Annotated in this window: 13 protein-coding genes and 1 tRNA gene; 11 read left to right on the top strand and 3 right to left on the bottom strand. The window is 68.4% G+C overall.

Features of this window, described 5'->3' with window-relative positions:
• The first annotated feature begins 163 nt into the window (after positions 1-163).
• Genes HII28_RS19015 through HII28_RS19005 form a run of 3 tightly spaced genes read left to right on the top strand, consistent with a single transcriptional unit; the run spans position 164 to position 2263 of the window.
• The gene (locus HII28_RS19015) at positions 164-610 is read left to right on the top strand and encodes a MaoC family dehydratase N-terminal domain-containing protein (protein WP_170027431.1); all 447 of its coding nucleotides are present in this window, start codon (positions 164-166) and stop codon (positions 608-610) included.
• Positions 610-1038: a MaoC family dehydratase gene (locus HII28_RS19010; RefSeq protein ID WP_170027430.1), complete on the top strand. Its 429-nt coding sequence runs from the start codon at positions 610-612 to the stop codon at positions 1036-1038. The genes HII28_RS19015 and HII28_RS19010 overlap by 1 nt, the downstream gene beginning before the upstream one ends.
• Positions 1039-1090: 52 nt before the next feature.
• Entirely contained in the window at positions 1091-2263 is a 1173-nt protein-coding gene (locus HII28_RS19005) for a UDP-N-acetylmuramate dehydrogenase (RefSeq protein ID WP_170027429.1), read from the top strand.
• A gap of 192 nt (positions 2264-2455) precedes the next feature.
• On the opposite strand, the gene HII28_RS19000 is transcribed toward HII28_RS19005, so the two are convergent.
• Together HII28_RS19000 and HII28_RS18995 are read right to left on the bottom strand one after the other, a co-directional pair.
• The gene (locus HII28_RS19000) at positions 2456-3049 is read right to left on the bottom strand and encodes a hypothetical protein (RefSeq protein ID WP_170027428.1); all 594 of its coding nucleotides are present in this window, start codon (positions 3047-3049) and stop codon (positions 2456-2458) included.
• 84 nt (positions 3050-3133) lie between these two features.
• Positions 3134-4720, bottom strand: coding sequence for a PspC domain-containing protein (locus HII28_RS18995; protein WP_170027427.1), 1587 nt, complete (start codon positions 4718-4720; stop codon positions 3134-3136).
• Positions 4721-4930: 210 nt separating this feature from the next.
• On the opposite strand from HII28_RS18995, the gene HII28_RS18990 reads away from it, so the two are divergent.
• From HII28_RS18990 to rplA, 7 genes are all read left to right on the top strand, one after another.
• A complete protein-coding gene (locus HII28_RS18990; RefSeq protein WP_240978419.1) occupies positions 4931-6085 on the top strand; it encodes a PspC domain-containing protein in 1155 nt (384 codons plus the stop codon).
• Positions 6086-6120: 35 nt separating this feature from the next.
• Positions 6121-6831 (top strand): response regulator transcription factor, encoded by a 711-nt coding sequence (locus HII28_RS18985; RefSeq protein ID WP_170027524.1) that lies wholly within the window; start codon positions 6121-6123, stop codon positions 6829-6831.
• Positions 6832-7122: 291 nt separating this feature from the next.
• Positions 7123-7195, top strand: a tRNA-Trp gene (locus HII28_RS18980).
• 39 nt (positions 7196-7234) lie between these two features.
• Positions 7235-7510: a preprotein translocase subunit SecE gene (gene secE / locus HII28_RS18975; RefSeq protein WP_170027425.1), complete on the top strand. Its 276-nt coding sequence runs from the start codon at positions 7235-7237 to the stop codon at positions 7508-7510.
• 107 nt (positions 7511-7617) lie between these two features.
• Positions 7618-8604 (top strand): transcription termination/antitermination protein NusG, encoded by a 987-nt coding sequence (nusG, locus tag HII28_RS18970; RefSeq protein ID WP_170027424.1) that lies wholly within the window; start codon positions 7618-7620, stop codon positions 8602-8604.
• Between the two features lie 519 nt (positions 8605-9123).
• A complete protein-coding gene (rplK, locus tag HII28_RS18965; RefSeq protein ID WP_170027423.1) occupies positions 9124-9552 on the top strand; it encodes a 50S ribosomal protein L11 in 429 nt (142 codons plus the stop codon).
• A gap of 17 nt (positions 9553-9569) precedes the next feature.
• Entirely contained in the window at positions 9570-10259 is a 690-nt protein-coding gene (gene rplA, locus HII28_RS18960) for a 50S ribosomal protein L1 (protein WP_170027422.1), read from the top strand.
• A 168-nt stretch (positions 10260-10427) separates the two neighbouring features.
• Here the strand turns inward: rplA and HII28_RS18955 are convergent, their stop codons facing one another.
• A complete protein-coding gene (locus HII28_RS18955; protein ID WP_170027421.1) occupies positions 10428-10754 on the bottom strand; it encodes a hypothetical protein in 327 nt (108 codons plus the stop codon).
• Between the two features lie 323 nt (positions 10755-11077).
• On the opposite strand from HII28_RS18955, the gene HII28_RS18950 reads away from it, so the two are divergent.
• Positions 11078-13084 (top strand): S53 family peptidase, encoded by a 2007-nt coding sequence (locus HII28_RS18950; RefSeq protein ID WP_240978395.1) that lies wholly within the window; start codon positions 11078-11080, stop codon positions 13082-13084.
• Positions 13085-13153: the final 69 nt, after the last annotated feature.

Genomic DNA, 13153 nt, shown 5'->3' with positions numbered 1-13153 from the left:
TCGGGATCCAGGCTCGATCGCGGGCGTGGCGCGTCCATGAATGGGGCGTCCGGCACAGGTGAACAGACGCGAACGGGGCGGTGCGGCCGGTGGGACTGCCGCCGGAGCACTTGCGGACGGGGCGGCAAGTGGGGCCGGGTGCGGCATCCGTAGAATGAAACGCGTGCCTGTGAACCCCGAGATTCAAGGGCGGACGTACCCGCCGACGCCTCCGTACCTGGTCGGAAGGGAGAAGGTGCGGGAGTTCGCCAGGGCCGTGTTCGCGACGAACCCGATCAACTTCGATCCGGAGGCAGCGCGCGCCGCCGGACACGCCGACGTCGTCGCGCCGCCGACGTTCCCGGTCGTCGTGCAGGAGCAGGCGCTCGCCCAACTGCTCGCGGATGGGGATGCCGGCATCGACTTCGCCCGAGTGGTGCACGGCGACCAGCGCTTCGAGTACTCCAGGCCGGTCGTGGCGGGAGACGAACTGACCGCGCAGCTCACCGTCACGTCGGTGAAGCTGCTGGGCGGGAACGCGATGGTCACCGCTGCCACTGCCATCCATGACGCTGCAGGCGAGCACGTGGTGACCGCCACGTCGTCCCTCGTCGTGCGAGGAGACGACTGATGCCGAACACCCCCGACGTTTCCGAGTTCGCCGTCGGCGACGAGGTGGCCAGCGCCGAGCATCTGCTCGAGCGGGGCTCGCTCGTGCGCTATGCCGGAGCATCCGGAGACTTCAATCCCATTCACTACCGCGACGACGTCGCCGAGTTCGTCGGGCTCCCAGGCGTGCTCGCCCACGGGATGCTCACCATGGGAATCGCCGTGCAGACGGTCGTCGACTGGGTGGGTGACCCCGCGCGGGTCGTCGACTACCAGGTGCGCTTCACGCGCCCGGTCGTCGTGGACCGCAACGACGGCGCGACCGTCTCTGTCGTGGCGAAGGTGGGCGCTCTCGACGCGGACAACGCCAAGGTGCGCGTGGATTTGACCGTCACGTTCGGCGGACAGACCGTGCTCGGCAAGGCCCAGGCCTGGGTGTCGCTCGCGTGACGCCCGGCAGTTGTAGCGCGTTCATCGTTCGTGGGCGGAGGGAAGCCTCAGCATGACCGAGGCACCGACGTTCGCCGAGCTGACGACCATGCGTGTCGGCGGGCCGGCCGCGAACCTCCTGACCGCGACGGACGAGCAGGAACTGATTGCGCTCGCCGCCGACGCGTATGCGAGCGGCGAGCCCGTGTTGTTGCTCGGCGGCGGATCCAACACCGTCGTCAACGATGACGGCTTCGACGGCACGGTGGTGCGCATAGTGACGCGTGGCGTCGAGCGTGTGCCGGGCGGATCCGGTCCGGATGCCGTTCGCCTTCGCGTGCAGGCGGGAGAGAGCTGGGACGGTCTCGTCGCTCTCGCCGGCCGCAACCGCTGGGCGGGGATCGAAGCGCTGTCCGGCATCCCCGGCAGCGTCGGCGCGGCTCCGGTGCAGAACATCGGCGCCTACGGGCAGGAGCTCAGCTCCGTGCTCGTCGCTGTCGACTTCCTCGATGCCGCGACCGGCGACGTTCGCCGTATGACAGCATCCGACCTCGAACTCGGGTACCGCACCTCGGTGCTCAAGCGGGGCCTCGAGGGCGTGGTGATCGCCGTCGAGCTGGAGCTGACGCAGCGGCCGGAGGTCGGTGCAGCACTTGCCGAGCCGATCGCGTATGCGCAGCTGGCGAACGCCCTCGCCGTCGAAGTGGGCATGCAGGTGTCGTTGGGCGAGATCCGTCGCACGGTGCTGTCGCTGCGGGCGTCGAAGGGCATGGTGCTGGATCCCGACGATCCGGACTCCGTGAGCGCCGGTTCGTTCTTCACCAACCCGATCGTCTCGATGCACTTCGCGCGCACTCTTCCCTCGGACGCGCCCCGCTGGCCGCTCGCCGAAGAGGAACCGGATCTCGTGGCACGGCTCGACGGCTCGACGGCGGAGGAGAGCACAGCGGTGGGCATCCTGGCGGATGCCGCGGCCGACAGGGAGCGGCGCCGCACCCGCTCGGAATCCGCGGGCGTGAAGCTCAGCGCTGCGTGGCTCATCGAGCACGCCGGAATTTCCAGAGGCTTCGGGTTGCCGGGCTCGCGCGCGGCCATTTCGAACAAGCACACGCTCGCGATCACGAACCGCGGTGGAGCATCCGCTCTGGAGGTCGCGCAGCTGGCGTCTTACGTGCAGTCGCGTGTGCAGTCCGAGTTCGGAGTGCTGCTGCACCCGGAACCGGTGCTGGTGGGTCTCGAGCTGTAAGTCGTTCGCCCCTCCTCCCGTCGAGTAGCGCAGAAAACGTCCTTCGTTGGATTTCGAAGGGCGTCCTCTGCACCCTCGCAGGGGTGTCGAACGCACGGGCGCTGTGCTGCGCCGAACTGGCTACCAGCAGCGCTGGCTCAACCAGTGTCAGCACGCGCTACTGGGGGAACGGACTGACCAGCGGACTGAGCCTCAGCGGCCTCGCTCGGCTGCGCGTCGCTGCGCGCCGCGGATGGCGGAGAGTCCGGCGAGCAGAAGCACGAACGCTCCGACGACGACGACCGCCACGATGGCGAGTCCTGCGGGCGTGAGCGAATTGGCCCATGCTTCGAACCAGCGCGCAGCTGCCGGGACCGCGGTCAGGGCGATGAGCGCTGCCGAGGCGAGGATGACGATCAGTCCCCACGCGATGGCGCCCGAACGCACGCGGGGGCGGGCCGGGGGGACAGCGTCCGCGACGGAGCCCGTGCCGAACAGGGTGTCCATCGGGATGGTGGACTCCCCGGTCGCCGAGTCGTCCACGGACCGTGGCGTCCCGATGCTCTGCGCTCCACCGACCGGCGTGGATTCCGTCGGCGGCACGTGCGGCGCCGTGCCGAGGCGTTCGGTGTCGGCATCCTGGTTCGCGTGACCGCCTGAGCCCGACGACCCCGACGTCGAGCGGGAGGTCAATGGAACCGTCGGGAGGGTGGGGTTCTCATCGGTGTCGCCGAAGCCGAGCGGAGCCGCCGAGGCGGTGCTGTCGCCGGCGTCATCGGAGGAGCTTGGTCGTGTGGAGTCGGACATCGGTCGTCCTTTCGTGAAGTCATCGTGCCCGCCGGCGCCGGCGGGATCGGCGGTGCTGAGCGCGTCGCGCGGTTTCCGGAGGGATCAGTTCGAGGCCGGCAGGTACCGGATGGTGACGTTGCCTGCGCCCTGATCGATGTGCACGTTCGCCTGTGCCGGACCGTCGCCGAGCACGTACGTGTGCGTGCCGGTCGACGGATCGGAGTTCGAGGCCTGAAGGGAGTTCGAGCCGTTGCCGCCGATCGGGACCGTGTACGCGTCGATGTCGCTGCCAGGCGTGTGCTGAACGACGGTGATCCGTGCAGTGACGTCTCCTGTCACGAGGACCGTGACTTCGCCGGCCGACTGCGTCACGTCGGCGACGTACGAGCCCGTGGACTCGTAGCGCAACTGCGTCGCCCCGACCGGCTGGTAGATGTGAACGGAGGCGTCATCCGTGTACGAAACGGCCGGCCACACGAGCCCGCCGCCCCGTGGCGGCAGCGCCGTCCCGATTGCGAGCAGCACGAGAACGATCGAGACGAACGAGAGGAACCCGCTTCGCCTGCGCAGGATGCCCGCCGTCACGATTCCGACGCCGGTCACCGCTGCAGCGCCGGCGATGCCGATCGGCAGCGCGTATGCGGCACCGGAGCCCGCCAGTGCGACGGCACCCGCGACGCCGCCGCCGATGAGTGCCAGCCCGAGCACGATGAAGACGTAAGCAGCGCTCGTGCGGGGATTCGCCGCTCGTCTCCGGCGACGCGCCTCGTCCGCCTCCGCCGTCAGCACCGCGGCCTGTGCACGCAGTTCGGCCGAGCGCTGCTCGCGGATCGCCCTGGCATCCTCCTGCTGGGCTGTCCACGCAGCGTAGTCGGCACGCCAGGCATCCTGTCGGGCGCGCCAGTCGGCCATGTCCGTGGTGCCCTGCGGCGCGCCCTGCTGGGTCGATGCCGGGGCGGCGTCTGCGGAACCCGAATCCGTGGCGCCGCCGCCGGCATCCGTCAGTGAAGTCGATGAAGCGAAGTGTCCAGCAGCTGTCCCCGCCGTCGCAGCGGCGCCCGCCGCGGCCGCGGCATCCGTCGCCGCGGCACCGTTCGTCGGGGCGGGGGCGGACCACGAGTTCTGAGCCGTTCCGTATCCGGCCCGGCTGCCGCCGGCAGGGCCGTACGCCTGCTGGGGCGAGGCGGGCGGGACGCGACCGTTGCGCACCGCCCACACGATGAAGGCGACGATGAGACCGATGATCAGCAGACCCCACAGTGCTCGACCGAGGGTCGCGAACCAGGAGAACCCGGTCCAGAACTGGGCGCCGGTCCACCAGAAGCCCTGCGAGAAGGGCAGGAAGGCGAACAGGGCGATCACGATGATGCCGACCATGGCCGGTTCGAAATGACCTCTGATCAGCCGTTCCAGATGAATCTCGCCCTGCCGGTCCGGCAGCATGAGCCAGGCGGCCGCATACACGAGAAGCGCAGGCCCGCCGAGAACGGCGATGACGACGGCGATGCCGCGCACGATGAGCGGATCGATGCCCAGCCGCGCCGCGATGCCGCCGCAGACTCCGCCGATCCACCCGTTGCCACGTGCGATGCCGAGGCTGCGGAGCCAGCCGAAGAAGCGATCGGAGTTCCCGCCGGACGCCGGCTTGGCATCCGGGGAGGGTGATGGGGTGCTGCTGTGATCCGACATACCTCGATCGTGCCGGATCGCGCTGGCTCGGCGCGATCGGGGATACCCCTGATCCGTCCCTGAGATCCGCCACGGAGGGCGTCGGCCGCGACCCTCGGATGATTGGATGCCTGTATGTCCCCTCTGTCCCGTTCCGCGCCCGATCCCGGCGGGTCGGATCCGGGCGCGCGCGGTGCGGGCGGACCCGGTGCGCTTGCGCGGCCTCCGTTGATGCGCCCTAGGGACAGCGTGCTCGGCGGGGTGTGCATCGCCACAGCGCGCCACCTCGGATGGGGCGTGACGGCCACCCGTTGGCTCGCGGTGGGACTGGCGCTGTGCGGCGGGGCGGGCATCCTGCTCTACGGATGGCTGTGGGCGCTCACGCCCCTCGAGCCCGAGCCGGATGGCACGCACGGCATCGTGCACCGTCGCGTCTCAGTGCCCTGGGTGCTGGTGGCGCTCGCCGTGGTGTTCGCGCTCATCGTGTTCGGGTTGGGTGGCGCGTACCGTGCGGGCGACGTCGGTTCGGCGACGCTGCTTCCCGCGATCATGGGCGCGATCGTCTTCGGCGCGGCAGCGGTCGTCTGGGACCAGCTCGTTGACGCACAGGCGCCACGCACGCCGACCGCCGCGCGGTGGCTCAGGGTGTCGAGCGGCGCCGTGCTCGTCGCGGTCGGATTCCTCGGCCCCTTCGCGTGGGGCAGTGCAGCGCCCGGATGGGCCTGGCTCCTGTTCGTGGCCGCACTCCTGGCCGGCGTCGCGGTCCTCGCAGGACCGTGGGCGCTCCGGCTCTGGCGAGAGCTCATCGCCGAGCGGACCAAGCGCGTGCGCGAGGAGGAGCGCGCCGAGATGGCGGCCCACTTGCACGACTCGGTGCTGCAGACTCTGGCGCTCATCCAGACGCGGGCCGGGGCATCGAGCGAGGTGGCGCGGCTGGCGAGGGCTCAGGAGCGCGAGCTGCGGGAGTGGCTGTACTCGGGCGAGGCACGCGCCGACAGCGACCTCGTCAGCGATCTGCGCGACGTCGCCGCTGCCCTGGAACTGGACTACCCCGTGCGCTTCGACATCGTCGCGGTGGGGGAGACGAGCGAGCGGTCGAGCGGTGAGGTGGCTGCCGCGGCGAGGGAAGCGATGGCCAACGCCGCACGCCACGCCGGCGGCGACGTCAGCGTCTACATCGAGAGCACGGCGACGTCTCTCGACGTCTTCGTGCGCGACCGCGGTCCCGGATTCTCGCTCGACGGCGTTCCCGCAGACCGCATGGGGGTGCGAGAGTCGATCCTGGGGCGGATGCGCCGCGCGGGCGGAACGGCATCCGTGCGCACCGCAGAGGGCGAGGGCACAGAGGTGCGACTGCACTACGACTACGGGGAGGAGCGCGCGTGAGCGGGAGCGGAGACGACACGTCACCCGACCAGCGGATGGCGGCCGGATCCGACGACAGCGTCGCGGCAGAACCCGCCGATGCTGCCGATCCGGCGGCCAGCGTGACGGTCGTCATCGTCGACGACCACTCGATCTTCCGCTCCGGACTGCGGGCCGACCTGGGTGACGGGATCCGGGTGATCGGTGAGGCGGATGCCGTCGACTCCGCCGTCTCCACCGTCACCACCCTGCACCCCGACGTCGTGCTGCTCGACGTTCACCTGCCAGGCGGATCAGGCGGAGGCGGCGCCGAGGTCGTCCGCCGCGCCGCGCCCCAGGTTCCGGCAACGCGGTTCCTCGCGCTCAGCGTCTCGGACTCCGCAGAGGACGTGGTCGCGGTGATCCGCGCAGGCGCTCGCGGATACATCACCAAGGGCAGCTCCGGCGCCGACGTCACGCGCGCCGTGCACGCGGTCGCTGGAGGCGACGCCGTCTTCTCGCCTCGGCTGGCCGGGTTCGTGCTGGATGCGTTCGGTGCGGCATCCGGAGAGCAGGCGGAGAGCGTCGACGAACTCGACCGGCTCACCGCCAGGGAGCGCGAGGTGATGCGGCTGATCGCCCGCGGATACGCCTACAAGGAAGTCGCCGGCGAGCTGTTCATCTCGGTCAAAACCGTCGAGACCCACGTGTCGGCCGTGCTGCGCAAGCTGCAGCTCTCGTCCCGCCATGAGCTCACGGCCTGGGCGCTCGCCCGCCGGCTGCTGTGATGCCGCGCATCGCTTCCAGGTCCGACGGCGCCTCGGTGCACGGCCCCCTTGGTGATGGCGGTCGGCGCCGCGGGTTCGCCGTGACCGGGCGGTGCAACCACCGTGGACGCGCGGCTTTGCACAACCCGGCACGGCTCGCCTACACTTGACCGAGGTTGTTGAAGTCAGCCAAGCTTTTTTGCGCCCTTTTTATTGGACGCGAAAAGGACTGGTGACGACGCCCCTCCCCGAGTCCGCCGGTCACCGATCCAGCGTTCACCCAGGGTGGGACCGTCAAGATTTCTTCGCCGAAGGGCGGTGGCTCAATTGGTAGAGCAGCGGTCTCCAAAACCGCAGGTTGCAGGTTCGAGTCCTGTCCGCCCTGCAAGTCGGTGCTGTGGCTCCGACCCACGAAAGGTATGAGGTGGCCCGAAAAGTCATCGACGAGCCCAGCGAGGATGTCGTCGCGAACGCCAAGAAGGAGCGGGATGCCAAGCGCAACCCCTTCTCTCGGATCGCGCTGTTCATCCGGCAGGTGTTCGGCGAACTCCGCAAGGTGGTCACGCCGACTCGCAAGGAGCTGTTCAGCTACACGGGCGTCGTGCTGGTCTTCGTGATCATCATGATGGCGATCGTGTACGGACTCGATCAGCTCTTCTCGTGGCTCGTCATCCTCGTCTTCGGAACCTCTGGCTCCTGACAGCCGACAGGCCGGCGGGGGTGCGAGTCGCGTTGCGACGGGGCCTGAGATGAGTCGGCGGCGCGGGCCGTACCGCGCAACAACAGGAATGGATAGGGATCGAACAAGTGTCTGAACGAGAGCGCGACGACGTCGATTGGGCGACCGCTGCCGAACAGGCCGCGGGAGACGACGAAGCCCAGGAGGGCAACGAGTTGGCAGCCGAGGAGAAGTCAGTGGATGCCGCCGAGCGCGAGGCGCTGCACGTGACCGATGCCGACGGCAACGAGATCGACCTGGATGCCGTGCTCGACGCCATCGCGGAAACCGCCGATCCCGAGGCCGACGCCGCCGTGGACGAAGCACTCGAGATCGACGACGCCGACGAGGCTGAGGCCGCATTCGAGGCGATCGAAGACGAAGAAGAGGTCGACGGGGATTCCGCCGAGGGCGAGGCATCCGCCGAGGATTCCGGCGAAGCCGAAGACGTCGAGGTCGACCCGTACGACGAGTTCAAGCGTGAGCTGCGCTACCTGCCTGGCAAGTGGTACGTCATCCACTCGTACGCCGGATTCGAGCGTCGCGTGAAGCAGAACCTCGCGAACCGCACCACCACCATGGGCATGGAGGACTACATCTTCCAGGTCGAGGTGCCGATGGAAGACGTCGTCGAGATCAAGAACGGCCAGCGCAAGATGGTCAACCGCGTGCGCATCCCCGGCTACGTGCTGGTGCGCATGGACCTCAACGAGGACAGCTGGTCCGTCGTGCGCCACACCCCGGGCGTCACCGGATTCGTGGGCAACGCGCACAACCCGACGCCGCTGCGCTTCGACGAGGCGTTCAACATGCTCAAGTCCCTGGTGCAGGTCGAGCCGGCACCCGCGGGCAAGGCTGCCGCAGGCAAGGGCGCGAAGGCCGCGACCCGCGTCGCGCCCATCGAGGTGGACTTCGAGTTCGGCGAGACCATCACGATCAAGGAAGGCTCGTTCGCGGGTCTGCCTGGCTCGATCAGCGAGATCAAGCCGGAGAGCGGCAAGCTCACCGTCCTCGTCTCCCTCTTCGAGCGCGAAACGCCCGTCGAGCTCAGCTTCGACCAGGTCACCAAGCAGTAGCAGGCGTCACCGTAAGAGACTCCGCACGAAGGGGCTGCCCACCACACGGTGGGCAGCCCCTTCGTCATCCGTCGCCGGCAGCTCGCCTCGCCTCGCGGGCGTCCGTTTTCAGGACATGTACGGGGATGTTCTCCCTGGCTGGACATCCCCGTACATGTCCTGAAAACGGCAGGCGGGGGCGGCCGGGCGGACACAGTGGCCGGGCGGACAGGCGGCTGGGCGGACCCGGTGGACGGGTGGACCGGGCGGCCGGGTGGATTGGGCGGCCCGGGCGGCCGGCCGGACTGGGTGGCCGGGCGGACTGGGTGGCCGGATGGACCGGGTGGCCGGGTGGACGGGCGGTTCCGGAAGCGGTGTGCGGATGCTGCCGGCCGAGGACGGTTGGCTGGTCGGCGCTGACATTCCGATCAGGTAAGATTGTGTGGTTTGTGCGCCAGCACAGATCTCACCACGCCCCGGAAAGGCCGGGACCGTGGGAGAGCGGAAGCCGCAGGCATCCGCTCGAGGAAAGGAAAGCACATGGCACCGAAGAAGAAGGTCACAGGTCTGATCAAGCTTCAGATCAAGGCCGGCGCCGCCAACCCCGCCCCGCCGATCGGCCCGGCGCTGGGTCAGCACGGCGTCAACATCATGGAGTTCTGCAAGGCGTACAACGCCGCGACCGAGTCGCAGCGCGGCAACGTCATCCCGGTGGAGATCACCGTGTACGAGGACCGCTCGTTCACGTTCGTTCTGAAGACCCCGCCGGCTGCTGAGCTCATCAAGAAGGCCGCGGGCGTGGCCAAGGGATCCGGCGTTCCGCACGCCACCAAGGTGGGCAAGCTGACCGCAGCCCAGGTTCGTGAGATCGCCGAGGCGAAGATGGTCGACCTCAACGCGAACGACCTCGACGCGGCATCCAAGATCATCGCCGGCACCGCCCGCTCCATGGGCATCACGGTCGAGTAGGAAAGGTAGGTCAGAAAATGGCACAGAAGTCCAAGGCCTACCGGGCCGCAGCCGCCAAGATCGAAGACGGCAAGTTCTACAGCCCCGACGAAGCCGTTGCGCTCGCACGCGAGACCGGTTCGGCGAAGTTCGACTCGACCGTCGAGGTCGCACTCAAGCTCGGCGTCGACCCCCGCAAGGCGGACCAGATGGTGCGCGGCACCGTCATCCTGCCGCACGGTACGGGCAAGACCGCCCGCGTCATCGTCTTCGCGACGGGCCCCGCAGCCGAAGCCGCCATCGCGGCCGGTGCTGACGAGGTCGGTGGCGACGAGCTGATCGAGAAGGTCGCTGCCGGTTACACCGACTTCGACTCCGCGGTCTCCACCCCCGAGCTCATGGGCAAGGTCGGTCGTCTCGGTAAGGTGCTCGGCCCCCGCGGTCTCATGCCGAACCCGAAGACCGGCACCGTGACGCCGGATGTGGCCAAGGCCGTGTCCGACATCAAGGGCGGAAAGATCGAGTTCCGCGTCGACAAGCACGCCAACGTGCACTTCGTCGTCGGCAAGGCCGGATTCAGCCCGGAGCAGCTCCAGGAGAACCTGAAGACCGCGTTGGACGAGGTCGTGCGCCTCAAGCCGTCAGCGGCAAAGGGCCGCTACATCCAGAAGGGCGCCGTGTCGACCACGTTCGGCCCCGGCATCCCGCTGGACGTCAACGCGATCTGAGTCGACTCGCACGGCGGTCTTCGGCCACGTGCACGCAGTCAGCTGAGCGCACGTTTCGGTTCGGTGGCGAGTGGATCGCCGCCGGTACGCACGGCGCACTGACGAGGCCCCACCCGGTTCGTCCGGGTGGGGCCTCGTCGTATCCGCGCGCGTGTCTCGGGCGCGGGATCAGGCGTTGACGCCGACGATCATGATCCAGTGCAGGCTCAGCACGATCCACAGTGCGGTGAGCACGAGCGAGATGATCGCGACTGCGAAGTTCAATCGACCCATGATCAGCCCGACGATCAGAACGATCAGCAGCACGATCGCCAGCGTGAGCGAACCGAACGGAATGCCGGGCAGGAAGAGCGAGAGCAGGAAGAGCGCCGCGACGATGATCTCGATGATGCCGAGCACGGAGGCCCCGCGCCCGCGCACCCGCCAAATGCCGTCGATCACGCCGAGTGCGCCTGCGACGATCGCGATGAGGAGAAGCCAAGACAAGGTGAACATGTCCGCCTTTCGGTAGGGGCCCGACCAGTGGGGTCTGATCGGGCGGCCCCGCTCGGGAGCATCGGGGGGCGATGTCTGCGGGGTTTCGCCAGGCTAGCGACTCAGGAGGCGCCCGAGCGGAATCCGACGGGGGGCTTCCGTCGCCTCGATTCGATCCGCTATGCAGCGCGTTCGCACCGGAAGATGCCGGCCGAGACCCTTCGATGAGCATTTTGCGGGTCCGTTTCAATGTCCCTCTTGTGAGGGTCATGTGTGCGGGCATAGCGTTCGAATCACGCGTGTCCGAGGGGTGGCGCGCGAGCGAATCGAAGGGAATCGATCGGATGACTATACGAGTCGGCCGGGCGGCGCTCACAAGGCGTACGACGGCCATACTCTCCGCGGCGGCGTGCATCGTGGCACTGTCCGCCGTAGGAATGCCTGCGGCACAGGCGACGACACGAGTCGACTACGCGGGCTCGGTGCCCGCGTGGGCGACGAGCGCCAATGACGCGGGAGCACCGGCCGCCGACACCACTGTCGAAGGCGAGCTCTACCTCAATCTCCGGGATGCGCAGGGCGCGGCGAAGCTGGCCATCGCGGTCTCCACTCCGGGCAATCGGCAGTATCGGCACTGGCTCAACCCGAATCAGTGGATCAACACGTACTCGCCGACGCAGAAGGACTACAAGTCGGCGGTCGCGTACCTGCAGTCGCAGGGATTGACCATCACCGGAACACCGGCCAGCCGGCTCTATGTCGTGTTCCGCGGAACGCCTGACCAGTTGAACGCCGCCTTCGACACGACCCTGCACTCGTACGAGCACAGTGGTCGCCAGCTGATCGCGCCGTCGACAGCGCCGTCGCTGCCTGCGGAGGTCGGGGCAACCGTGAGCGCGGTCAGCCTCGACCAGTCGCGCACGCTGACGCGGCCCGACTCGATTCAGCAGGGCGACATCCCGGCCTCGACGAGTACCGCCGCGCCTCAGGCTCGATCGTTCGCCGCTGCGACGCCGACCGTCAACGCACCGTGCTCGACCTACTGGGGACAGAACACGGTGACAGTGCCGCCGGCGTACAACGGGCAGACGCAGTATCCGACGAACATCTGCGGGTACGTGCCCAGCCAGCTCCGCTCCGCCTACGGCCTCGACACCTGGTCGAAGCTCGGAGTGAACGGCTCTGGACAGACGGTCGCGATCATCGACGCCTACGCATCGCCGAGCATCCTCTCCGATGTCAACCAGTACTCCGCACAGAACGGCGAGCCCGCGATGGCGAAGGGTCAGTACTCGCAGATCGTGCCCGATCCGAGCCAGTTCACCGATCAGGAACTGTGCCAGGAGCCCAGCGGATGGCAGACCGAGCAGACGCTCGACGTCGAATCGGTTCACGCCATCGCGCCGAAGGCGAACGTGCTCTACGTCGGCGGCAACAACTGCGGCGGTGGTCTCGACCTCGCAATGTCGACCATCCTCGACAAGAAGCTCGCCAACATCGTGAGCAACAGCTACGGGAACGTCGGTGAGGACGTTCCGGCCGACGTGATCACGGGAGAGCAGAACATCCACCTGCAGGCAGCGGCCGAGGGTGTCGGTCTGTACTTCTCCAGCGGCGACAATGGTGACGAGGCTGCCACGCTCGGGTACGCGTCTCCGGACTTCCCGGCGTCGTCGCCCTACGTCACCTCGGTCGGGGGCACCTCGATGGGTATCGACCGGAATGGCAAACTGGCCGTGGAGGTCGGCTGGGGTGTGCAGGGCGATGTGATCGTGAAGGATGCCGCAGGCAACCTCCAGTACACCGACCCCGTGCCGGGGTCGCTGTTCGCCGGCGGCGCCGGTGGCGGCGTGAGCGCTGTGAACGCCGAACCCGACTACCAGAAGGGCGTCGTTCCTGACTCGCTCGCGAAGGGGCACCGCGTCTCACCGGATCTCGGCGCCCTGGCCGATCCGTACACCGGGTTCGAGATCGGCTTCCAGCCGATCGTCGACGACTCGACGCTGGAGACCGGCCCGTACGTGAACGAGACGTATGGCGGAACCTCGCTGGCGACCCCGCTCACGGCGGCGCAGATCGCACTTGCGCAGCAGCTCACCCACACGACGATCGGGTTCGCGAACCCGACGTTGTACGGCTTGAACCGTCTGGCACCGTCGGCATTCCGCGACGTGCAGCCGCCGTCCTCGCCGGTGGCCGTGGTGTACACGAGCAAGACGAGCGGCCGCTCGTTCCTGATGACCCTCAACACCGACACGTCGTTGAAGGTCACGAAGGGCTACGACGACGTCACGGGGATGGGTGCGATCTCGTTCGATCTCGCCCACCAGATGGCTCTCGGCAGACACTGACCAACGAGGTCGCCTAGCGCACCAGGGGCCGGTCCTTCGGGGCCGGCCCCTCGTGTCTGCGGTGCTGCT

It is taken from the genome of Planctomonas sp. JC2975, from assembly GCF_012985205.1.
GTDB lineage: Bacteria > Actinomycetota > Actinomycetes > Actinomycetales > Microbacteriaceae > Humibacter.
This window is presented reverse-complemented; position numbering and strand designations above follow the sequence as displayed.